General features: G+C 49.9%; 21 protein-coding genes. 20 read left to right on the plus strand and 1 reads right to left on the minus strand.

All coding sequences use genetic code 11. The features are described 5' to 3' along the window. The first annotated feature begins 8 nt into the window (after positions 1–8). The 15 genes from LY85_RS15840 to LY85_RS15910 all read left to right on the plus strand — a co-directional run bounded on the left by LY85_RS15840 (position 9) and on the right by LY85_RS15910 (position 15151). The gene (locus LY85_RS15840; protein ID WP_141827423.1) at positions 9–785 is read left to right on the plus strand and encodes a nucleoside phosphorylase; all 777 of its coding nucleotides are present in this window, start codon (positions 9–11) and stop codon (positions 783–785) included. A gap of 15 nt (positions 786–800) precedes the next feature. After that, positions 801–1595 carry a BtpA/SgcQ family protein gene (locus LY85_RS15845; RefSeq protein ID WP_141827424.1) on the plus strand — a complete coding sequence of 265 codons (795 nt, stop codon included), beginning with the start codon at positions 801–803 and terminating at the stop codon, positions 1593–1595. Between the two features lie 47 nt (positions 1596–1642). Then, on the plus strand, positions 1643–2788 hold the full coding sequence (locus LY85_RS15850) for an iron-containing alcohol dehydrogenase (RefSeq protein ID WP_141827425.1): 1146 nt from the start codon (positions 1643–1645) through the stop codon (positions 2786–2788). Positions 2789–2819: 31 nt separating this feature from the next. Next, the gene (locus tag LY85_RS15855) at positions 2820–3536 is read left to right on the plus strand and encodes a tryptophan synthase subunit alpha (protein WP_141827426.1); all 717 of its coding nucleotides are present in this window, start codon (positions 2820–2822) and stop codon (positions 3534–3536) included. A gap of 302 nt (positions 3537–3838) precedes the next feature. After that, positions 3839–7219 carry a collagen binding domain-containing protein gene (locus LY85_RS15860; protein WP_185741250.1) on the plus strand — a complete coding sequence of 1127 codons (3381 nt, stop codon included), beginning with the start codon at positions 3839–3841 and terminating at the stop codon, positions 7217–7219. A gap of 312 nt (positions 7220–7531) precedes the next feature. Beyond that, complete coding sequence (locus LY85_RS15865; protein WP_141827428.1) at positions 7532–9454, plus strand: PRD domain-containing protein; 1923 nt, start codon at positions 7532–7534, stop codon at positions 9452–9454. After that, positions 9435–10565, plus strand: coding sequence for an amidohydrolase/deacetylase family metallohydrolase (locus LY85_RS15870; RefSeq protein WP_185741251.1), 1131 nt, complete (start codon positions 9435–9437; stop codon positions 10563–10565). The genes LY85_RS15865 and LY85_RS15870 overlap by 20 nt, the downstream gene beginning before the upstream one ends. Then, on the plus strand, positions 10531–10908 hold the full coding sequence (locus tag LY85_RS15875) for a PRD domain-containing protein (RefSeq protein ID WP_141827430.1): 378 nt from the start codon (positions 10531–10533) through the stop codon (positions 10906–10908). Before LY85_RS15870 ends, LY85_RS15875 begins: the two co-directional genes overlap by 35 nt. Next, the gene (locus LY85_RS15880) at positions 10905–11273 is read left to right on the plus strand and encodes an SFCGS family glycine-rich protein (RefSeq protein ID WP_141827431.1); all 369 of its coding nucleotides are present in this window, start codon (positions 10905–10907) and stop codon (positions 11271–11273) included. Before LY85_RS15875 ends, LY85_RS15880 begins: the two co-directional genes overlap by 4 nt. 2 nt (positions 11274–11275) lie before the next feature. Further along, on the plus strand, positions 11276–11590 hold the full coding sequence (locus LY85_RS15885; RefSeq protein ID WP_141827432.1) for a DUF4312 family protein: 315 nt from the start codon (positions 11276–11278) through the stop codon (positions 11588–11590). Then, entirely contained in the window at positions 11591–12313 is a 723-nt protein-coding gene (locus LY85_RS15890) for a DUF4311 domain-containing protein (RefSeq protein ID WP_038323013.1), read from the plus strand. A 27-nt stretch (positions 12314–12340) separates the two neighbouring features. Continuing rightward, entirely contained in the window at positions 12341–12988 is a 648-nt protein-coding gene (locus tag LY85_RS15895) for a DUF4310 family protein (RefSeq protein ID WP_042081520.1), read from the plus strand. A gap of 33 nt (positions 12989–13021) precedes the next feature. After that, positions 13022–14128: a DgaE family pyridoxal phosphate-dependent ammonia lyase gene (locus LY85_RS15900; RefSeq protein WP_141827433.1), complete on the plus strand. Its 1107-nt coding sequence runs from the start codon at positions 13022–13024 to the stop codon at positions 14126–14128. Between the two features lie 4 nt (positions 14129–14132). Next, positions 14133–14867 (plus strand): KDGP aldolase, encoded by a 735-nt coding sequence (locus tag LY85_RS15905; protein ID WP_141827434.1) that lies wholly within the window; start codon positions 14133–14135, stop codon positions 14865–14867. Between the two features lie 23 nt (positions 14868–14890). Further along, complete coding sequence (locus tag LY85_RS15910) at positions 14891–15151, plus strand: HPr family phosphocarrier protein (protein WP_141827435.1); 261 nt, start codon at positions 14891–14893, stop codon at positions 15149–15151. 149 nt (positions 15152–15300) lie between these two features. Here LY85_RS15910 and LY85_RS15915 read toward each other — a convergent pair whose 3' ends face one another. Further along, positions 15301–16422: an endospore germination permease gene (locus LY85_RS15915; RefSeq protein WP_141827436.1), complete on the minus strand. Its 1122-nt coding sequence runs from the start codon at positions 16420–16422 to the stop codon at positions 15301–15303. 451 nt (positions 16423–16873) lie between these two features. Here LY85_RS15915 and LY85_RS15920 point away from each other — a divergent pair, with 451 nt between their 5' ends. The 5 genes from LY85_RS15920 to LY85_RS15940 all read left to right on the plus strand — a co-directional run bounded on the left by LY85_RS15920 (position 16874) and on the right by LY85_RS15940 (position 22657). After that, on the plus strand, positions 16874–17401 hold the full coding sequence (locus LY85_RS15920; protein WP_141827437.1) for a DUF2798 domain-containing protein: 528 nt from the start codon (positions 16874–16876) through the stop codon (positions 17399–17401). A 6-nt stretch (positions 17402–17407) separates the two neighbouring features. Next, the gene (locus LY85_RS15925; RefSeq protein WP_141827438.1) at positions 17408–18607 is read left to right on the plus strand and encodes an MFS transporter; all 1200 of its coding nucleotides are present in this window, start codon (positions 17408–17410) and stop codon (positions 18605–18607) included. A 381-nt stretch (positions 18608–18988) separates the two neighbouring features. Beyond that, complete coding sequence (gene metK / locus LY85_RS15930; protein WP_141827439.1) at positions 18989–20167, plus strand: methionine adenosyltransferase; 1179 nt, start codon at positions 18989–18991, stop codon at positions 20165–20167. A 193-nt stretch (positions 20168–20360) separates the two neighbouring features. After that, the gene (locus LY85_RS15935; RefSeq protein WP_185741253.1) at positions 20361–21383 is read left to right on the plus strand and encodes an NrtA/SsuA/CpmA family ABC transporter substrate-binding protein; all 1023 of its coding nucleotides are present in this window, start codon (positions 20361–20363) and stop codon (positions 21381–21383) included. Positions 21384–21397: 14 nt separating this feature from the next. After that, on the plus strand, positions 21398–22657 hold the full coding sequence (locus LY85_RS15940; RefSeq protein WP_141827441.1) for a radical SAM protein: 1260 nt from the start codon (positions 21398–21400) through the stop codon (positions 22655–22657). Positions 22658–22668: the final 11 nt, after the last annotated feature.

The raw sequence follows: 22668 nt of genomic DNA on the forward strand, positions 1-22668 counted from the left end.
GGGTAGTCATGCCAACATTATATCTGGGAGCGGACGCCTCCACGGTAGCCCCTTATGTGATTTTCTCCGGCGATCCGTGGCGTGTCGAGGTGCTGAAAAAATATCTGGACAACCCGCAGCACGTCGCGTTTCTGCGTGAGTTCAATACTTACACGGGCCTGTACAAGGGTGTGAAAATAACCGTTACGTCCACTGGGATCGGTGCGCCGTCGGCGGCCATAGCCATGGAGGAAATGTACGAGGCGGGGATGAAGGTGGCGGTGCGTATGGGCACGGTCATGTCCCTGCAGGACGATATGCTGGGCCATTTTATTATCCCCATTGCGGCAATGCGCCGGGAAAGCACAAGCAAAACTTATGTGGAAGAAAGCTACCCCGCCGTGGCCGACATTGGTCTGGTCAACATTATGAACCGGACAGTGACCGATTTCGGCAGGCGCTATCTCAATGGAATCAACTGTACCATGGACGGGTTTTACAGCAAGATGCACGATTCCAGATTCTCCAAAGAATGCGGAATCGATATGCTCAGGACCTTTGAAGAGCTGAAGAAGCTGCATGTTACGGGCGTGGATATGGAATCCGCGTGCATGCTGACGCTCGGCCGTCTGATGGGGGTAAAAACCTGTGTGGTGACCATGGCGACCGTGCTGGAGAATCTGAAGGACACGCTCAAGGGACAGGACCGGACGGACGCCGAAGACCTGCTCTGCCGTGTCGTATTGGAAGGAATCTACCGCTGTCATACACAGGATGAAAGTCAGGAAAATATAGGATCTTGTTGAAAGGAAGGTATCGATATGGATATCAGGAAAGTGATTGCGTGCAATCAGAAATTTGTAATCGGTATGGTGCACTGTTTGGCGCTGCCGGGGACGGCAGGTTTCGGCGGGGACTGCGATAAAATATTGAGTCAGGCCGTTCAGGATGCCCTTACGCTTGAAAAAGCCGGGGTAGACGCCATTATTGTTGAAAATATGGGAGACGACCCGTTTGCCGCTCTGCTGGATACTCCTCAGGTGGCGGCGCTCTCCGCGGCCACGGCGCTTGTAAAGCAGGCGGTGAAAATCCCGGTCGGCGTGGACGCGGCGTTTAACGACTGCGTGGCTGCCCTTTCCATTGCGAAAATCAATGGATGCGATTTTATCCGCGTACCTGTTTTTGTGGACACCGTTGAGTTTTACGGAGGGATTATCCAGCCCTGCGCAAGGCTCTGCATGCAGACCAGAAGAAATCTGGACGCCGAAAATATCATGGTTCTGGCCGATATTCAGGTCAAGCATACCAATATGGTTCTGCCCCAGGTGACTATTGAGGCTTCCGCCAAAGCGGCAATCGGCTGCGGCGCCGACGGCCTGATCATTACCGGCTCCGCGATCGGAGTGGAAACCCCGATTGAAATGATCGAGAAAGTGAAAAAGCTTTCCCGTATTCCAGTGATCGCCGGCAGCGGCGTTAACGCGCACAATATCAACGAGCAGCTCAATATCGCAGACGGCGCCATCATCGGAAGCAGCCTGAAAAAAGACGGCGTCATCACAAACCCCATCTCCTATGAGCTTGTGCGTGAGGTGCTTGGCGGACTGCGGAAATAATGGATTGACCGGAATAGATGGTCATAGTGAAAGGAAGAAATGTAATTATGATGAGACCCATGAAATTGGCAGGCAGCGAGCTTGTGTTCGGGAAAGGCTGCCTTGAGTACATAAAATCCGTCCCGGCAAAAAAAGCCCTGATCGTGATCGGCGGAAAAAGCATGGAACGCAGCGGCATCCTGCAAAAGGTGGAGAGCTATTTTTCACAGGCAGGCGCCCAAACGAAGGTTTTCAGCGGAGTGGAGCCGGACCCCTGTTTTGCGACGGTAAAAAGAGGGGCGGAAATGATGAAAGCGTTTGAGCCGGATATGATCGTCGCGCTGGGGGGCGGTTCGGTCATGGACGCCGCAAAGACAATGTGGGTGTACTATGAGCATCCCGAGCTCAACACTCTGGACGAAGTGCTGACCGCGAAGCCTTTTCCGAAGCTGAGGGAGAAGGCACGCTTTATGTGCATTCCCTCCACCAGCGGTACCGCCAGTGAGGTTTCCCGTTCCGTCGTCATTTCCGATGATGAAACCGGAATGAAGCACGGGCTTGGCAATATGGAAATGATGCCGGATATTGCTGTCTGCGACCCGGAGGTCACGGCCACTATGCCCCCGCACATTACTGCCGAAACCGGAATGGACGCCCTTACCCACGCTGTGGAAGCCCTTGCTTCCAAACGGGCGAACTACCTTTCCGACATTCTCGCCCATGCGGCGGTGATTGGCATTGTGAATAATCTGCCCAAAGCATATCAGAACGGAAATGACATGGACGCACGCGAAAAAATGCTGAATGCTTCCATGACGGCCGGCCTCGCCTTTACGAATGTTTCACTGGGAATCGTGCATTCCATGGCGCATACGCTGGGCGGCTATTTCCACGTCGCCCACGGCCTTGCGGATGCGATTCTTCTGCCTTACATTATTGAATTCAACAGCGCCGACCCGACGGCCAAGGCGGTATATGACAATATGGCAAGGGATCTGGGGGGCGGCGACCTTTGCGAAATCATCCGGAACTTGAACCGCAAAGTAGGAATTCCGGCCTGCGTCAAAGAGGTTGTACCGGACGAAGCGGCTTATATGGCAAAAGTCAGCGAGATGGCTCCTGTTGCCCTGGCGGATGGCTGCACCAAGACAAACCCGATTATTCCAACGGTCGAGCAATTCGTGGAGCTCTTTAAGAAAGTGTACTCCGCATAAAATCTTATCAGGACGAACGGAGAAAATATTTATGAATTTAATCTGCTATCTTTCCAACGGTTATCCAACCATTGCGGACAGCATTGAAATGGCGAAAACATATGTGGAGGCCGGCTGCGACATTATCGAAATCGACTTCCCCTCGCGCAACCCTTTTCTGGAGAGCGAATACATTTCGAACCGAATGGCTGAAGCGCTCAAAGCATGCGACGACTTTGACAAATATATGGAAGGCATGGTGCAGGTCAAAAAACTGCTTCCAAATACAAAATTTATCCTGATGGTATACGAGAACACCGTCGAGGAAATCGGAGAAAAGAAGTTCATTGATTTCTGTCTGGAAAACGATTACCGCGACATTATCCTGGTAGGATTGAAAGACGAAACCCTTAAAAACAGAATGATTGAAAACAATCTGCGCGTGAGCTGCTATGTTCAGTTCCAACTGATGGAGCGTGAAGTGGAATACGCGCTGAAATCCAACGGATTCGTATATCTACAGGCCGTACCGGCTCCAAATCAAATCAACCCCGCGTATCCGGAACTGAAGGACTGCATTCGGTACCTGCGCGGCAGAGGACTTAAAAACCCGATTTACTGCGGCGTCGGGGTGCATACCCCACAGAATGCCTCAATGGTAAAAGCGGCCGGAGCGGATGCCGCGTTTGTCGGCAGCACTATTTTAAAGCTGCACGACGATAAACCGGCGCTTATTTCGATGATCCGCCAGTTTAAGGAACAGTGCTGATTGACAAGCGACCGGTGAATGAAAAAGCAAGCCCGATGCCAGTATTTGGAAGGCATTGGGCTTGCTTTTTTGACGGAATTTCCATTCATTTCGGGTAATCCGGTCACAAAAATGATATCCCCAAATCACTTTGCACCTTTAGTGTTCAGCGGCACCGCAAAATGCTTGGATATTTTGCTCAAAACACGTAAATTCTCTGGTAAAACGCGAATATCTTTTTCCTCCTGCGGAACGTATAATTGATTACAAAAATAGAAATGATTATTGTTTTTCAAAGGATTATTATTGCAGGAGGAGAGAAAATGATTAAAGTTAAAAATTCGGCAACCGCTTTATTACTTGCTTTTTCAATGTTGTGCTCCATTATTATCATGACCCCGGCCGCAAGCGCGGAGGTCAAGGATTCCAATCCCATGGATTCCTGCATTACCGGCGTGGATATTACTTATACCAATGATTCGGGACAGCACACCGTAAAAATTACGGATTCCGGCGGGCCGGATACCGTTGAAATACAGGCTGGTACCACCGTGGGCCTGAAATATGAGTTCACCCTTCCCGATGACATGGTGATTCTTGATGAAGACAAATATACGATCTCCCTTCCTGAAAATTTACCCGTTGCCGACAACTTTAAGGGTAAAACGGGGGATATTGGAAAGCTGGGTACTTATCAGATAAACGACGACCAGACGGTAACCCTTACGTTTAATGAATATGCGGCGACGCATGAGTCCCGTGGCGGCAATTTTTATGTGGAAACTTCGTTTGGCGGAGCATCGAGCGAAGATCCTGCCGATCAGGATATCGTATTCAACGTGCAGGGGAACGCCGTTACGGTTCCCGTGGAAACGGTTTATTCCGTGAAGGACCCCTCCATCGAAAAGGACGGCAGTTATACCAGGGACTCCGGCGTTACCTGGACGGTGACGGTTCATTCCGGCAACGACCGTGATAACACGGGCCTGACGGATGCGGTCGTTACCGATACCCCCGGAGACTATCAGGATTTTACGGGGAATGCTTCCCTGCAGATCGGGAAAGAAGCTCCTCAGCCGATCAGCGAAGGCGGTACGACAGCGCCGTATTATGTAAAGCTTGATAACGGTAAAATTGAATTTCACCTTGGCGACATCCCCGCGAATACAGACGCAAAAATCGTTTATACTTCCGACGTTTCCAACGATATTTACCAATCGAATAAAGATACTGTCAAGCTGACCAACAAGGCGGAGCTGGGGGCTGAAAACATTACAAAAAATCCTTCCGACGACGGTACGGTCGATGTACCGGTGGACTGGATTTATAAAGGCGGCGAATACGATTCTGCCAATAAGCAAATCGAGTGGACAATTCAGGTCAACCCCCGGAATCAGCCTTTGCCCGCGGGAGCGACTGTGACGGATACACTGGCCAAATTCCTCACTCTGGATACGGATACCGTCCAGGTGAACGGTTCGGATATCCCGGACAAAACCGGTGAGGCTGGCGAAATCAGCGAAAAAATTTATTACAAGACCACCGCCCCGGACAGTAACGGGAAAACGAAAGTAACGTTTTATTTTGCCGAGGCAACAGATACGCAGCAGACCATTACCTTTGCCACGAAGATCGACGATAAATACTATAACACAAATTCCGACGGGTTTACAAATACGGCTACTTTGAAAACTCCAAATAACAATGAGGGTATCGGAAAAGACCGCTCTTCGACAACAAAAACAATCGTCGGCCTGTCTTCCTCCGTTATTTCAAAAGCAAAATCCGGTTCCTACAACCCTTCCACTCACCAACTGAGCTGGAAAATCACGGTAAACAGCAATAAAATGGCCATTGCCGATCCTGTCGTCACGGATACGATCGACAAGATGTCAAACGGAACGGCGGGCGACCACCAGAAAATCATCGGGGTCACCGCTGTCAAACACAACGGCGACCCGGATATTCCTGATGTTCCGGTTACGCTCAACGTGGGAACTGACGCCGATACCGGAACGGTTCCATTCTACTTCATCGATGGAAAGACGCTGACCGTTCATTTGGAAGACTTTGGGTCCGGCGAGGACCCCGTTGTCCTTACGGTCGTTTCCGAGGTGACAGACCCGGATTATTACGCGGTCAACGGCACACACACGGTGTACAACACAGCGGTTCTTACCGGCAATGGGGATGCTATCAACCAGTCTGTGACGGCCCAACAGAATGTCACAAGCGAAGTCGTTGAAAAATCCGCTCTCGGCTACCATTATGATGGCGACCGACTGATCAGCTGGCAGATTGATGTCAACCAAAACAAGATGTCTATGACCAACGCCGTCATTACCGACACTATCCCGGCTGGACTTACCCTTCAAGAGAGTACCATTACCTTTAACGGTACTACCATGAAAAAGGCATCAGAGGCGAATGGCGCAACCCCTTACTATACTTTGGAAGGCTCCAAATTGACGATTCATTTGGGGAATCTGACCACAGCCGGCACTGTTAAGTATGAGACTTCGGTCGATATCAGCCAGTTTCAGGACAATAACAAAGCTCTTTCCTACGAAAATACGGCCAACCTCCATTTTGACAATGGAACCGAATCCGGAGAATCTTCCACAGACACCCAGACCATAGCTCATTCCGTTATTGAAAAAGGGTATGAATATACGAGCGGAAATCTCTATATTGACTGGAAGGTGCTGATTAACCGCAATCAGGTGCCGGTCGGACAAGACAAGGTGATCAAGGTTACCGATACCCTTCAGGAAGGTCTGTCTCTGGATACCGGATCCGTGGCATTTTACCCTGTGACTACCTCCGATAACGGTCAGTCTTTTACCAATGGAGCCCCCGTGTCCCTGACGAGGGATAATGTCGGCTATAACGAAACTACCAGGGAGTTCGTATTTACGTTCCCGAAAGATACGGATTTGTCCAAGGCATACCGGCTGGAATTCCGGACCTTTGTGACGGATAAAACGAAGAGTCCTTTCAAAAACACGGTGAACTTTCAGGGTGTCATCAAGGCTCCGGACTCAACCAGCACAGATGTCGTAATTACCGACCAATCGGCAGGCGGAGACGGGTGGGGAACCCTTCCGCTGGGCAGTATTACAGTACTAAAGCAGGATAAAAAAGACAAAACTCCGCTTTCCGGCGCCGAGTTTACCCTTTACGATTTATACGGAAATCCGGTGCAGATCCTTACTACGGACCCGACAGGCCAGATCGTTTTCAGCAGACTGAGCTACGGAACCTATTCTTTGCGTGAGACAAAAACGCCGGATGGGTACAAAAAGAGTACTTATTATAAAAGCGGTATAAAGGTTTCTTCTGATTCCAAAAATATAACTCTGGCGGTGGACAACACGAAAATCGGCACCGACACGGGCCATTCCGGCGGTGGCGGTGGTGGAGGCGGATCCAATTCGGATGTATCGTCCAGCAGTGCATCTTCCTCTGATTCTTCCTCCGTCAACTCCACGGAAATCATCGATGGAAATTCGATACCGCAGGCAGGACCCGGGAGCTCTTCCTCTTCAAACCCAAATGAAACCGTTCGTGACGATGATGTCGGCAAATCCGGGCCTTCTCCCAAGACAGGCGAAGCTCCGCTTTCTCTGCCGGCCCTGGGGACCGTCATGGGAATGGCGATTTTAACCGTAGTGGTACTGAGAAAGAAGATTACCAAAGAATAAATCATAAAGACTAAAAACCAGCCAATGAGAAATTGGCTGGTTTTTTATATCTTGACAGAAAAAATGATGCAGCTTTTTCAAAATAAGGGAATTTGCTGAGTCTCAAAATTGCAGAAAAAATTTTTATTTTGCAAAAGAATAAGGTAACGCGAAAGGAAAATTATGATAACATAATTTTAACATAAATTTTACATGAGCGGCGGATAACTTTGTCAATCCGTCCAGCCAGTTAAAAAATATGCAGTGGTACAGCTGAACAAAATGACGGAAACAGATTGATCGGGGAAAACTTTTGGGAAGGATGGCGACAGAATGAACGGAAAATTGAAACCAAGGCAGTATGAAATACTGAAAATTTTAGTTACTTCTTCCGCCCCGCTGGACATCACGTTTTTTCGCGACGAGCTTAAAAAAAGCGAACGGACCGTATGGTATGACATCAATGAGCTGAAGAAAATCTGTGCGGAAAAAAACGTGGAAATACGCCACCGTTCAAAGTGGGGGTTCTACATACCGGTCGAACAGAAACCCAGGTGTTCGGAAATTATTATTGCCGGGCGGCCTGAAAAGGACGCGGGATTTCTGAAGAGTATTGAAGATGAGCGCATTTTGAACCTTTTCTTTTATTTCTATGTGAAGAAAAGAGACGTTACGGCGGAGCTGCTCGCCAGAGAATTTTATATCTCCCGGTCCACTCTGATGAGAATTGTACCGAGGTTTGACGAATATTTCGATAACCGGATTCATCTGTCCTCCCTGAAAACAGGAGGCTATGAGCTTCAGGGCGACGAATTTACCATCCGCCATATTCTGGCGGAACGGCTGGCTCAGTATTTCAAGGGAAGCTATACGGCGGAAGACTGGTATCTGCTTTTGCCCGACCCGTTAAAAAAATACATCAACCTTCAAAGGATCATTACGATCAGCAATGAGATCAAAAGAGTAAATGAACAGTATAATGTCTGGATTTCCAACAGCGGTTTTTTAAATCTGCTGTCTTATTGCATTGCAGGCGATATACGGAAATATTTCTGCAGTCCCGGGGATTCTGCGGACGATTCGCAGGGGTATGCCGAAACTCTTTTAAAAAGGCTGAACAAAAAGATCGACAAAACGGAACTGGGCTATCTGAAGTCCGTTCTGATGGAAAACGAAATCATTGTCAATATTCAGGAGATAGAGGAGCAGAGGGTCAATTCCAGCCTGCAGAAGATTCTGGAGTTTTTAAAAACGCAGGAAGAAAAAGATGACTACAAGTTTGATATGACCTCTCTTTTCGATGATTTATACGGGCATCTGAAAAGCTCGTTATTCCTGTTCCTCAACGCGAAGGAGAAAAAAGAGGAGAACTATATTGTTATTCGCGAGGTAAAAGAAAATTACCTCGACTTCTACCGCATGGCGGAAGAGTGTTCCAATATACTGAAACAGGATTTTTCCATTGATTTTACGGAAACGGAAATTTGCTATATTGCCGTTTATTTATATAAAAACTGCAAAAATCAATTAAACAGGAAGAAAAATGTTCTTCTGGTCTGCGGAACGGGCAAGGGCCTGTCGAACCTGCTGGCCATCCGGCTGGGCAATGTGTTTCCCATGCTGAATATCGCGGGACAGGTTTCTCCTTACCAGCTTTCCAATATGAATTTCGGGAAAGCGGTCGACTTTGTCATATCGACCATCCCGTTGAACATCACAAGCATACCGGTGCTGAAAATTTCACAGATACTTCCGATGGAGGACATCAAGCGCATTCAGGAATTTCTGGACTATGGCAAATTGGTCGATGAGATTCCCCTGCAGGAGAAAAACCGGGCCTCCTTTAACTCAAAGGACGACCCGTTTGAAATAGCCGGGACCGTTCAGCAGAAAACGGCTTTTAATAATCTGACCTATGCCGCCAATATCATCAGCAAGCTGATTTTGACGCTTTTGGAATATACCTCCAAGTTCCCAGAGAATTACAGGATGAGTCAGGATGTGCTTCTCGGCATGGTGATCCATATGAGCATGGCTGTTCCCAGATGGTTTCAGGGCTCCGATCACGATGCCCCGCCCGAAATCGCGGAAGAGTACATCAGGATCGCAAATGAGCACAGGGTGATTTACGAGATCATGGAGCAGTTCTTTAAGCTGGTGGAAAACTCCCTGCAGGTGAGTATCAGCATAGAAGAAAAAATAGCGTTTTTCTTATACATTATAGGAGGAAATGAGGATGAAAGTACTAACGATTAAAAAGGGGAGGCTGATCTCCCCGGTTAACGGATATCACGGGGATGTCAGGGATATTCTGGTCAGGGACGGAGTCATTACGGCAGTCGGAAATTCCATCGATCCCCAGGGGACCGTCGTCGATGCACAGGGATGCATCGTTACCCCCGGTTTCATCGATATCCATACGCACTGTTACCCGAAGGTATCGCTGGGAATGGAACCGGATGAGCTGGGGATCCGGCGGGGGTCTACTGCAATTCTGGACGCCGGGAGCAGCGGCGCGGACAATTACGAGGATTTCCGGGAGAATTATATTGAAAAAAGCGGAACAAAAGTATTTACCCTTTTAAACCTCGCCAAAGAAGGACTCACCCACGGCCATGAGCTGAGTGACAGGAAAAATATCGACATTCCCCGGCTGAAGGAGATGCTCCAAAAGTACCCGGACAACATCGTGGGGCTGAAGGCCAGAGCCAGCGCTAGCGTCGTCGGCACCATGGGGCTGGAGCCCATCGCGCTTGCGGTCAGGACAGCCCGCGAGGTGGGCAAACCGCTGATGGTGCACGTCGGGAACCGCCCTCCGGAATTTACGGAGGTGCTGGACCTGCTGCAGAAAAACGATGTGGTCACCCACTCTTTCCACGGAAAAGCGGGCGGCATCCTCGACGAAGAGGGACACGTGATTCCACAGGCGTGGAGGGCCAGGGAAAGGGGAGTCCTGTTTGATGTGGGTCACGGAGTCGCAAGCTTCAGTTTCCGCGTGTTTGAGCGGGCGCTGAGGGACGGCTTCGACTGCGATATGATTTCTACCGATTTACATATTGAAAATTATAACGGGCCCGTTTACAGCCTGGCGGCCGTTGTCAGCAAGACCATCAACTGCGGGGAAGAGCTGGAAAACGCGGTGGCGAAGTGCACCAGCGTACCGGCCAGACATTTCGGCCTGAAAGGGCTGGGGGAAATTGCCGTTGGCATGACCGCCGACTTTAACGTTATGGAGCTGACGCCCTGCGAGGAAACCGTGCTGGATTCCATCGGCGACTCCCTGGAGCTGAAACAAAAGCTGGTATTAAAGAAAACGATATACAGTAGAGGTAATGAAAGTGCAATCATGGAACACGCTGCTAAATGACAGTAAGCTGGACATCTCTGTAAAAAACGAGTTTATCCGATGCTATCGGGAAGCAAAGGAAAAATTGAAATCGTATGGGATCGTGATGGATGAAGAGGCGGACTTCATGTTCGCAAACCATATCCTGGCTTTGCTCAAAAGGGTAAAAACCCGCTCGTTTGTAGAGGATATGGAAGAGGAAGATTTCGAACAGGTGCCCAAAAAAGTGTATGACATGGCGGAAGACATTGTCGGGGGTTTGTTTGAAAAAGAGCATCTGCCCATCAATCAAACAGAAGTATTTCTTGTGGCAACCCACATAGAGATGACAATCCAAAAGACAAAAGGAGGAACAGAACAATGAGCGAAAAAAAGGTGCTGGTCGTGATCGGACACCGCATGGGGAAAGGTCAGGCCGTCGCCCGCGGAGTGGAAAAGGCCGGGGGAACGGCCATCGTGATTCCGGGAATGGCAGCGGACATGAAGCTGGGGGACGTGATGTATGAAAACAATGCGGACCTCGGAATCAGCTTCTGCGGAAGCGGCGGTGCCGGCGCGCTGACGGCAAAGACCAAATACGGTTATCCGGCAAAATCCGAGCTTCGTTCCGTAGAGGCAGCCTGTACTGCCGTGGAAGAAGGATGCAAGGTGGTCGGCCTGGGATTTCTGGATGTGGAAGAGCTGGGCCAGAGGCTGGTGGAAACCTATCGCAAGGTCCACGGTGAATAAGGATGCTGAACAATCTGCAAAACAAGCAGCTGCTGAAAGAAATCAGCCACGAGCTTGTGGTTACCGCAAACGGAGATTCTTTGGAAAGCGTTACAGGCAAGCTTTTCCAGAATATGCGGAAACAGATCTTCGCGGAGTTCCAGAAACCGATCATCCAGATGGAAGCCGAGGAAGTCTTTTTTCAAAAGGTGGATACAAAAAGCCGGACGGAGCATTTTATGTTGTTTTTCTGGCCGAGGGAGAGAGTCACTTATACCATTACCGCCAAAATCGTGGTGAAAGTAAAGTATCTTGATATTGCGAAGGAGGAGCTTTAAATGTTGGAGATCATTCTTTATTCCTTGATTATCGGGGCTGTCGGCGGGGGCTGTATCGCCGCCGGCGCGGCGCGCATGTTTCATGCGCCGGAAGTACAGGCAATGGGGTCTTTCCGAACACTGGGCGAAATGAATGCCTGCAACGGAGACCCGATCGCGCATTTTTCGTTTGGACTGGGATTTTTCTTTTCCTCAGCGGCTTCGGCTGTTGCGGCCGGTGCATTGACGCAGGATGTGTTTCACAGAATCGTTACAAACTGGGGCGCGGCGGTCCTGCTGTTAAAAAACAGAAACATGGAGGAGACGGTCTGGAATCCGAGGAAAATGATGCTGGCCGGTTCCGCGGTGGGTGCGGTCGTCGTCGTTTTTTTGAACACCATGTCTCAGCTCATTCCGGAAAAGCTGTCCCTGATTGCAAAAAATGTACTGACCCCCGCCACCGGATGGCTGATCAATCCGGTCATGCCCGCTATTTTCTGGCTGGCCGCTGTTGATGCCGGAAAGGTAGTCGGAATATGGGGAACCGTGCTGGGCGGGGTCTCCGCGCTGATTTCCGGAAATGCGGTGCCCGGTATCGTACTGGGAATTCTGATTGGAAAATCCGCTGAAGAAAACGGCTATAAGAGCAGAATGGTCCAGATATTGATTGGCATCGTGGTAATCATGTTCGTCGCGATCGCCTATTTCAGGGGATTCTTCGGCAAATTCGTTATCGGTTCATGATTCTGATACATACAGGAGGAAATTTAGATGGAAAAGAGAACATTTTCGGAAAAATTTGATGCCTTCATGATGAAAGACAATACCTTTATTCTGCTCGTGATGGGAGCGGCCGCCTCTATCTTTGCCGGAACCTATCTGTTTGTGAAATTCGGCACCGGTGCGTTTAATGAAATTTCCATCGTCGCCATGCTGACCGATGGGATGAGCAGCGGCGATTATGCGGCGGCCGCGGGATTTGCCGCAGGGTTCCTGATCGCCAGAATTCTGGAAGGGCCGCTGGTTGGTCTGATGGATATCGGCGGAAGCCTGATGACCGGCGTAGGCATCGGTATCCCGGCAGTGTTTTTGTCTATGGGCTGGAAATTCCCGTTTTCCAATTTCTTCGCGGCGCTGCTTGTTGGCGCGGTGATTGGAATTGTCATCGGTGTTGTGCTGATTATTATCCGCAAGGTAGTGCCGGAAGGCATGACCGTCGGCGGTACCAGCATCATGATGGGCGCCGGCAATGCGGTGGGACGTTACCTTGCTCCGCTGATTGTCGTTGCGGCAACACAGTATAATGTTTTTGCGGGAATCGGCGCAATTGTCGGGGCGGCAATTTTCTACAAGTGGGGAAAGGAAATGACCGGCGGCGCCATTCTGGGCGCCATGATTCTGGGTGCAATTTTTCTGTAATGAACAGTGGAAAGGGATTAAAGAGAATTCAAAATGAGTGTATATCAGGATATCGGATTAAAAAGGGTGGTTAACTGCTGCGGGCGCGTAACCCTGCTGGGCGTTTCCACCCTGAGCGACGAAGTGGCCCGGGCCGCGGTTGCGGGGGGACAGTCTTATGTAGTAATCGAGGATTTGATCAACCGCGCAGGCGAGATTATTTCCCGGTATACAGGGGGCGAGGACAGCTGCGTGGCGTCCTGTGCTTCCGCCGCGATCTGCCTGACAGTGGCCGGGCTGATCTCAAAAGGGAAAAAGTCGATTATGGACCGCCTTCCGGACTCCGCAGGGCTTCCGAATGAAATCGTTCTTCAGAAGGGGCACAGCATCGAATTCGGGGCGCCGATGGCGACGATGCTCCGGCTTGGAGGCGGGGTGCCGGTGGAAGCGGGCACCGTGAATGAAGTAGTCCCCGAGGACGTGGAAGAGGCCATCAGCGAAAGAACGGTTGCTTTGCTGTATGTCAAGAGCCATCACTGCGTGCAGAAGGGAATGCTGGATATCGAAACAATGCGAAATATCGCGCACCGTCACCAGCTTCCCCTGATCATCGACGCGGCGGCGGAAGAGGATTTCCGGAAATACCTTGCCATGGGAGCCGATCTGGTGGTGTACAGCGGGGCAAAGGCTCTGGAAGCGACGACCTCCGGATTTGTGACCGGGAAAAAGGAATATATCGAGTATGCCAAAAAGCAGTACCACGGAATCGGACGCCCCATGAAGATTGGCAAAGAAGGCATTATGGGCCTTTTAAAGGCTTTGGACCGCTATGAAAACAAGGACCGCGAAAAGGAAGTCAAGGAGAATCTGGAAAAGGTACGGTATCTGTGCGACGAGATCAACGGGATTCCCGGCCTGAAGGCGGTTCAGATCCAGGATGAAGCGGGCCGGGCGATTTACCGGGCCAGAGTGACGGTGGACATGGCGGTCAGCGATAAAAAGATCGAAGACATCAACAGGGAGCTGCGTGCCGGGGATCCCATCATTTACTGCCGGGTCGAATTTCTGAATCTGGGCAAGCTGGACCTTGACCCGAGACCGCTGTGCGAGGGCGACAAGGAACTGATTGTAAGCAGACTGAAAGAAATTATGAAGGGATGAAATCATGGGAATCAATTACTATCATCATCGTGTATGCCTGAACGTGCTGGCCGGAAGCCTGAAAAACGCGGAAGAAATCTATCGGGCGGCGGAAAAACATGTGGAGGTCGGCGTGCTCTCCGCCAGCTATCCGGATGTTCCGAGCGCGGTAGAGGATATGAAAAAATACATGGACGTGCTGGAAGGAAATCTCTCTGTCGGGCTGGGCGGCGGAAATCCCGCTCAGTGGAAAGCGGTCGCGGAAATTGCAAAGGAAGTCAAGGCCAATCACTTTAATCAAGTGTTTTCCGCGGTAGGCTACACAAGGGCAAATGTGGGAAATGAGTCCAGCCATATCAATGCCCTCGTGTCCCCCTCCGGAACGGCCGGAATGGTGAAGATTTCCACCGGGCCGCTGTCCAAGGACTGCGAACAGCCTGCGGTCATTCCGGTGGATACGGCCATTGCCATGATTCGGGAAATGGGAGGGAACTCCATCAAGTTTTTCCCGATGGGCGGCCTCAAATGCAGGGAAGAGCTGAAAGCGGTAGCCCAGGCCTGTGCCGGAAACCATTTCATTCTGGAGCCGACCGGCGGGATCAGCCCGGATAATTTCCGTGAAATCATGGAAATTATCTTACAGGCGGGTGTGGAAAAAATCATTCCGCATGTCTATAGCTCCATTATTGACAAAGAGAGCGGAAACACAAAGATTGACGCAGTAAAGAATTTGCTGTCGGTCGTAAAAGAAATCGTATAAATTTAGAATTAGGATAAGAAGATATGAAAGAATTTACTTATACAATCAAAGATCAACTGGGCATTCATGCAAGGCCCGCCGGGATGCTGGTAAAGGAAGCAAAAAAGTTCGGCAGTGCGATTACCATCCGTGGTAAAAACGGGAAAAGCTCGGACGTTTCCAAAATTCTGAACCTGATGGCGATGGGTATCAAGCACGGCGACGTCATCACGGTACAGGCTGACGGTAAGGACGAGGAAGCCGCCATCTCCGCGATGAAGGTACTGGTTACCAACAATTTATAGGAGCGGCAGCCCGTTCCGCGCTTCCGACGATTTCCGGAGCTCCGGCGGCCCTCAGTTTGAAAGTCTCAGTACGAAGCGAATGTAAGCCGTACAGCCGGTACAGGTGTTTTTAGCACCCGTACCGGCTGTACGATTATCGGACCGCAGTATTACTGAACGATGCCGGGAAGATCGCCGGGAAGATCGGCGGTCGGCTTTGTTTTTTTGCGGTTTCGGATTTCAGCGGAAATCAATATGATTATGGGAAAAATCACTTCAAAAGGAGTCATGGAAATTACCAGGGAGGGAATCCGGTCAAAAACATCGCTTAGCTTTTGAAGATCAAACAGACTGGTTGTCAATATGATAAGAGTACAGGGAACGACCAGAAATTTTTGCTCCGTATTGCGGAGAATATGAGAGAGCCCTAAAGAGGCGGAGTAAATCAAGACACAAAGCTTTATAGTCCCGGCAAGCACCAGATTTATGCCGACCAATATTTCAAACCTTTCAAAAAAATCTCCCAGTGAAGCCGTACTGATCGCCGCGTCGGATGAAAAATAATAGACGGATGCCGACGGTCCTAAAACCAACACATTCCGCAATCCTATCACCAAGTGTGTTAATGTGATCAGCAGCATAGCGTTTACAAGAATTTTTTTAATGTTTGCTTTTTGCTCCATTTTGGAAAAGAAAGAAAGGCAGACGAACGCCTCCGACCATGGAATGATAAATATTTTATAGGATGAATTCAAAATCATTTTCAGATCGGAATCCATCATCGGCTTTAAATTTCCCAATTCCATACTGCCGAGGCAAATGAGAGTTGCAATGGCCACAAAGCCGATCACAAATTTTATCAGAAGATTCGAAGTACGGGCGATCGTTTCGGCTCCGCACGTAACAGCCGCTATGGTTACCATAATGAAAAATATGGAGGTAACGTTTCTTGGGGTAGTGTCTAAAGCGGTAGTTTTGATGTAAAGACTGAAGGAGCCCAGTACCCTGTACCCGATAAACAGGGAAAAAAACACGCTGATAAGCGACATTACGGTTCCGAAGAAACGCCCGAAGATGGCAAACAGCATTTCGTACAGATCCTTTTCCGGATAAAGCTTTGCTAATCTGATGTACAGTGCGGCCATCGGTATCATGAAAATGGCCGCAAGTAAAATCGATACCCAAAAGTCCTGCTTTACATCTTTATCGGAGCCGAAAAGGACAAGAGTCCCAAACCAGAACATATAAAAGAGGCTTGTCATCTGTTTTCCCGTTATTTTGTAATTTGTCATTCTGTCTGCTTCCTCGCGTGAACAAAAATATTTTGTGATCGGCAATTGTTATTATTCTCAAGAATAGGGTAATTTACTCTGAATGCGATGAGGGAATTTGATTTCATGCCAAGAAAATCCGGTTCAGAGGTTACTGAAGCTATCCTGCATATTGTGGGTTTCTAACCGTTTTTTATACCCCGAAACGGCCAAACAGGGAAAACAGCTTCGGCCGTGTGACGCCGCAGTCAATGCGGTGGTCATTGATCTTGTCACATTGCATCAAAATACAGCGGCAATGTTTTCATTGAGATTCGCTTGACTTCAAAACAAAAATTGTGCTAATATTTATTCAATCGAGTAGCTTTAACGCGTAAGTCCAGATTCTGGACTTACGCGTTTTTTGCTGCCGTAAAGTGTGCAGCTCGTTCCGGATGGCGGCCGTACGCTGACCTTAGGAGGAGGAAACTCAATGCCAAAAACAAAATTTCAAGCATTTATCTTCAGTGTAATGATGTCGATTATCATGGCCTATGGTATGGAATTGTACAACGTTGCACAAAAAATGGGAGGAATGAGCAATTCTGTATTTTTGCCCGCGCTGATTGAGACGTCCTACATGAGTCTGTTCGTGTTTGCAATATCGAATCTGTGCGGGAATAGAATCGGGAGAAAGCTGGCTTTTAAACATGTCTCGTCCGGAAAGGACAATCCGTTTTTTATTACGGTCATGATATCGAGCTGTACGGTTGGATTTATGTGTCCCGCAATGAGTCTGGTAGCAACGGCTGTTTTTTCTGGTGTCAGTACGCAGTTTATTGCGGACTGGTTCGCAACGATTGTAAAGAATTTTCCCATGGCTCTGCTTTGGCAGCTGTTCTTTGCGGGACCCATCGTCCGGCTGTTTTTCAGAACGATCTTCAAAAAGCAGTTGGTTTCTGATTGCCATGCGGAAAGCCATCAGGAAGAAACGAAGGAAACTTTAGGGCAAGGAGCATAAGAAAATATGTATAAAAAGAAAAGCAGTGCTGTCGGCAAAGAGTGCCCAAAATTATGGACAAAAAATTTCGTCTTTATCATCCTTATCAATTTTCTCGTATTTATGAACCACATCATGATATTATCCACATTTCCATTTTACATTGAAACTATGGGCGGCACGGCGGCGGTCGCCGGCTTGGCGGCCACTTTGTTTTCTCTCGTAGCCGTTTTATGCAGGCCCTTTATCGGCTGGATGCTGAATAACGGGAAAAGGAAATCGATCCTTGTGGTCGGTATTGTCGGAATGGCTCTGATGCCGCTGGGATATATGGCGGTTTCCGTTCTGTTTCTGGCATTTGTGGCACGCATGGTGCACGGCGCGTCGCTCGCATGTTCCAACACCACAAGCAGTACGATCGCAACCGATATCATCCCGAAGGAACGGTTTGCGGAGGGCATGGGCATGTTTGGAATGAGTACCGCTTTTGCCACCGCACTTGCCCCCGCTTTAGGTCTCTTTCTGATGGACAAAATGGGATACAGAACGCTGTTCCTGTCTGCAACAGGGGCAATAGTAATCGCATTTATCCTTTTTTTAATGCTCAGGGTGCCGGGAATTTCCGTCGGGAAAACGCCGCTGAATTTTAAGCAACTGGTCGATAAAGACGCGCTTCCCGCTTCCACCATAGTGTTGGTGTTCCTGCTGACCTTTGGAGCTCTGGAAAATTTCACGGCAAAGTTTGCGAGTGAGAACGGACTGCCCAGCGGCGGGATCTTTTTTACGATTATGGCCTGTATGCTCTTTCTGACGAGGGCTACGATCGGCAAGGCCGCTGATAAGCGGGGGGAAGGAATCTTTGTTTATACATGCAATGCCTCCATGTTTGCCGCTTTTTTATTTTTGGCCTTCATCCCCAATACAGCAACTTTCCTTATTGCGGCCGCTTTGGCCGGATATGGATTCGGCGGCATAGAACCCGCGCTTCAGTCAATGGCCGTTCACATTGCCCCGCCGGAGAGGCGCGGCTCAGCCAACTCCACATTTTTGTGCGCTTACGATATCGGGATCGGTCTCGGCGGAGGAATTGCGGGCTGCCTGATTTCTGCTTTGGGATATCGGCAGATGTTTGTGGTTCTTTCTGCTGCAAACATAGTGTCCCTGATTTTGTATGTGGTATGGGGAAGAAAGCATCCGTCCTCTTTCTCTTATTCCCTTCCACATTGATTTCTGCTTCTTCAGCCGGGGGACGACATTGGTTGAAAACCAGAATTGTTTTTTATATGGCACGCCTTTATTTTTCATAACAATAAGCAAAACCGGAAGCCGGAAAGCTTCCGGCTTTTTTTATTCCGATTTGGAATGGTTTAAAAACAGGCTGCGGCTCGCTGTAGATATTCTTTATGTGTTACCAAGAAAAAGTTTATGCATTGTCATCCTGTGATTGACATTCGCCGCATAAAACATATAATGTTTTTATTAAAACAGATATGAATACTATGAATATTTCGGGCCGCTGTAGCTCCAGCCAGCAGAACAGATTCCATTCAGAAAGATTTGTGGTTCTTGCACTGTTTGTAAACCAAGAAAAGAAATGAGGAAAATGTTGTGGGAAAATTATTTACATCTGAATCAGTAACCGAAGGACATCCGGATAAAATTTGCGATCAGATATCCGATGCCGTACTGGACGCGCTGATCTCTCAGGACCCGTCTTCACGCGTAGCGGTGGAAACGGCCGTTTCCACCGGATTGGTGCTGATTATTGGAGAGGTGACGACGAAAGCGTATGTCGATATTTCCAAAATAGCCCGCCAGACCATCCGTGAAATCGGGTACGACGGCCTTGGCGGCGGATTTGACGGAAATACCTGCTCTGTTCTCGTTTCCCTTGACGAGCAGTCGCCGGATATTGCGCTTGGCGTTGATCAGGCATATGAGAACAAAGAGGGAAATACGGAGAAGGATTACGGGACCGGAGCCGGAGACCAGGGAATCATCTTCGGGTATGCGACGAATGAGACGCCGGAATATCTGCCGCCCGCCATTTCCTTCGCCCACAGGCTGGCCAGAAAATTGGCGGAGGTGCGCAAGAACGGGACACTGGGCTATTTAAGGCCGGATGGAAAATCACAGGTCACGGTGGAATTTGACGATGACGGAAAGCTGGCCAGAGTGGATACCATTGTTGTTTCCACTCAGCACAGTGAAGAGGTACCCTTAGAGCAGATCAGGGAGGATGTCATCCAGCATGTCGTCCGGACGGTGATCCCTTCCGACCTGCTGGATGAAAATACAAAATATTTTATCAATCCGACAGGGCGCTTCGTCATCGGCGGCCCGCAGGGTGACGCCGGACTGACCGGAAGAAAGATCATCGTAGACACGTACGGTGGGACCGGGCGGCACGGCGGCGGAGCTTTCTCGGGGAAGGACCCGACCAAGGTGGACCGTTCCGCGGCGTATGCGTCCAGATGGGTAGCGAAAAATCTGGTGGCGGCCGGCGTAGCCGATAAGCTGGAAATTGAAATCGCTTATGCAATCGGCGTAGCGACTCCCGTATCCGTATCGGTGGATACCTTCGGGACGGGGAAGATCGAACACGGCAAAATTATCGAGATCATCCAAAACGTGTTTGACCTCAGACCGGCCGCCATTATAGACGCGCTTGATTTGAGAAGGCCCATTTTCAGGCAAACGGCCGCGTACGGACATTTCGGGAGAATCGATATCGACCTGCCGTGGGAGGCACTCGACAAGGTTGATGAAATCAAAAAATACTTGTAATTTGGGATATGGCCGTTATGCCAATCAAGCTTTTCCAGCAGACCAATGGATGGGAGGTTACTGAACGTTCATATGAAAATCAAACAATACGATTCTTTCGGCTGCCGCTGCCGATGTTCCCATGAAATGACAAACGGATGAAAAATGAACCATACAGTGATTGATGCAAAAAACATATGAAAGAGGTAGCCTTATGAAAAAATTACTGATCTCGTTATTGATTGCGGCCCTTGCCCTTACCGGCGCCGGCTGCGCAAATACCGGTTCCGATACGTCGGCATCCGCGGCAGTGTCCGGCGGCCAAAGCGATGCGGCTTCTTCCAGCGATAAGGGCGTTACGATCCGTGTCGGCGATCTTGCCAGCTATGAGCTGATCAAGGACGCCGATGAAAAAGGATTTTTTAAAGAAGAATTTTCAAAGGACGACGTTACCGTTGAAATCAAAAGCTTTCAGTCCGGCCCGCCGGAGCTGGAAGCGCTGACGGCGAAAGACCTTGATTTTGCTCTGATGGGTGACCAGCCGGCGGTACAGGGTGTCGCGAATGAAATCGGTATACAGGTGGTTTCCGGTCTGCTGGACGGCACGCACGGAAACGGCCTGATTGCCCGTGAAGACGCCGGAATCAGTCAGATAGCCGATCTGAAAGGGAAAAAAGTGGGCGTGCCCGTCGGGACTACGGCCCATCAGCTGTTGATCAAGATGCTCGAAAAGAACAACCTGAAAACCTCGGATATCCAGCTTGTCAATTTGGCGGCGGGCGATATCGTCACCTCGCTGCAGACCGGAAACATCCAGGCCGCCGTTACCTTTGAGCCAAGCCTGACCAAGGCCGTGGCGGGCGGCGGAATCAAGAAAATAAGCGACGCCGAGGGCTACAAGGAAATTATCAACGTCATTGTCGGCAGGACGGAATTTACGAAGGAGCATCCCGATCTGGCGGTGCGTTTTCTGAAGGTCATCAAGAAGACGGCGGAGTGGCGCGATTCCAATTTTGAAGAATCTCTGGGTATCCTTGCAAAGCGTACCGGCGTCGACAAAGAAGCCCTGCGCGCCAGCGCTTCCTCCATGCCGCCGCTTCTGGCGCTGAAGGACAGCCATAAACAGGCGATTCTGGAAACCGCCCAGTATCTGAAGAACAACAATATCATCCGCAGGGACCTGACGGTCGAACAGATTTTTAACGACGAGTACGCCGTAAAAGCAGGCATTCAGTAAGGGGGGCCGACAGCGTGGCAGAGAACAAACACAGCTGGCGTGAGGATGAGCTCAGCCTGCAGGAGGTCATACAGAAATATCCGGACGTGTCTCCTTTCGTGATTTTGAAAACAGATGTTCAGCGAAGAGGCGTCGACTTCACACAGCGCGCGATCGACGCGGTGGACCCCGACCGGGACGCGGTTGTTTATCGCGGGATTTACAGCGAAAAAAACGACCGTATCCCCAACGGGCTGATTCTTAGGGACGGAACAACGATTCTGGCCGACCGTGTCGTTTCCTCCTCCGGGTTTAACGGCGGCCGTGACCCCTATCTCATTGATATCGTGGACGGAAAAGCCGTGCTGACCGATGAAGGCAAAGTGATTGAAGAGGTCGGATACTGGCCGAAGCCCGATTACTTTGACAAGGTGACCGGCAGCGGCAAGCCTATGTGGCAGGTGCTGGTCGCCAGACCGCAGCGCATGGATATCAACCTTTACCAGAACTGCGATTTTTGGAAGGACACCGGCATGGGCTGTAAATTCTGTCCGATCGCGGCGACGTACAGCAAAACCAAAAAAGTAAAGTGCGAGCATCTGGATTATCAGGACGTCACGGAGGCGGTCGCCGAGGCGCTCAAGCAGCCGGGGCGGTTCCGGATGATCCAGCTCTGTTCGGGCAGCCTGCTGGGCGGGGAGGAGCTGCTGGACGATGAAATTGATCAGTATATCACCATGCTGAAGCTGCTGGAAAAGAATTTCAGCCATAAAAAGGTGATGACCCAGCTTATTTCCACCGCGCATAACGAACGGCAGCTGCGCCGCCTGCACGAGGAAACGATCCTGACGGGGTATACCGCCGACATCGAAGTCCTGGACGAAGAAATCTTTAACTGGATATGCCCCGGCAAAGCGAAGTACATCGGCTATCAGGAATGGAAAAGGCGCCTGTATCAGGCGGCTGAAATTTTCGGTCCGGGAGCCGTCAATACCGGGATCGTTTCCGGTGTGGAGCTGGTGAAGCCAAACGGCTTCCGCTCCGAAGAGGAAGCGCTGGAAAAAGGGTTGGCGGAAGCCGAGGAGCTCGCGCGGCACGGCGTCGGAGTCGCCCAGACGGTTTACCGTGTGGCGGAAGGCTCGTACTTCCAGAAGCAGAAGGCGGCGTCCCTGGATTACCTGACCGCTTTTGCAAAGGGGCTTGACACGCTTCAGCGCAAGTACCGTCTGGAAGCGTACTTCGACGACTACCGTACCTGCGGAAACCATCCCAACACCGATCTGGCGCGGATATAAGGAGCGGAAAA

Source organism: Clostridium sp. KNHs216 (genome assembly GCF_006714885.1).
Lineage (GTDB): Bacteria > Bacillota > Clostridia > Oscillospirales > Acutalibacteraceae > Caproiciproducens.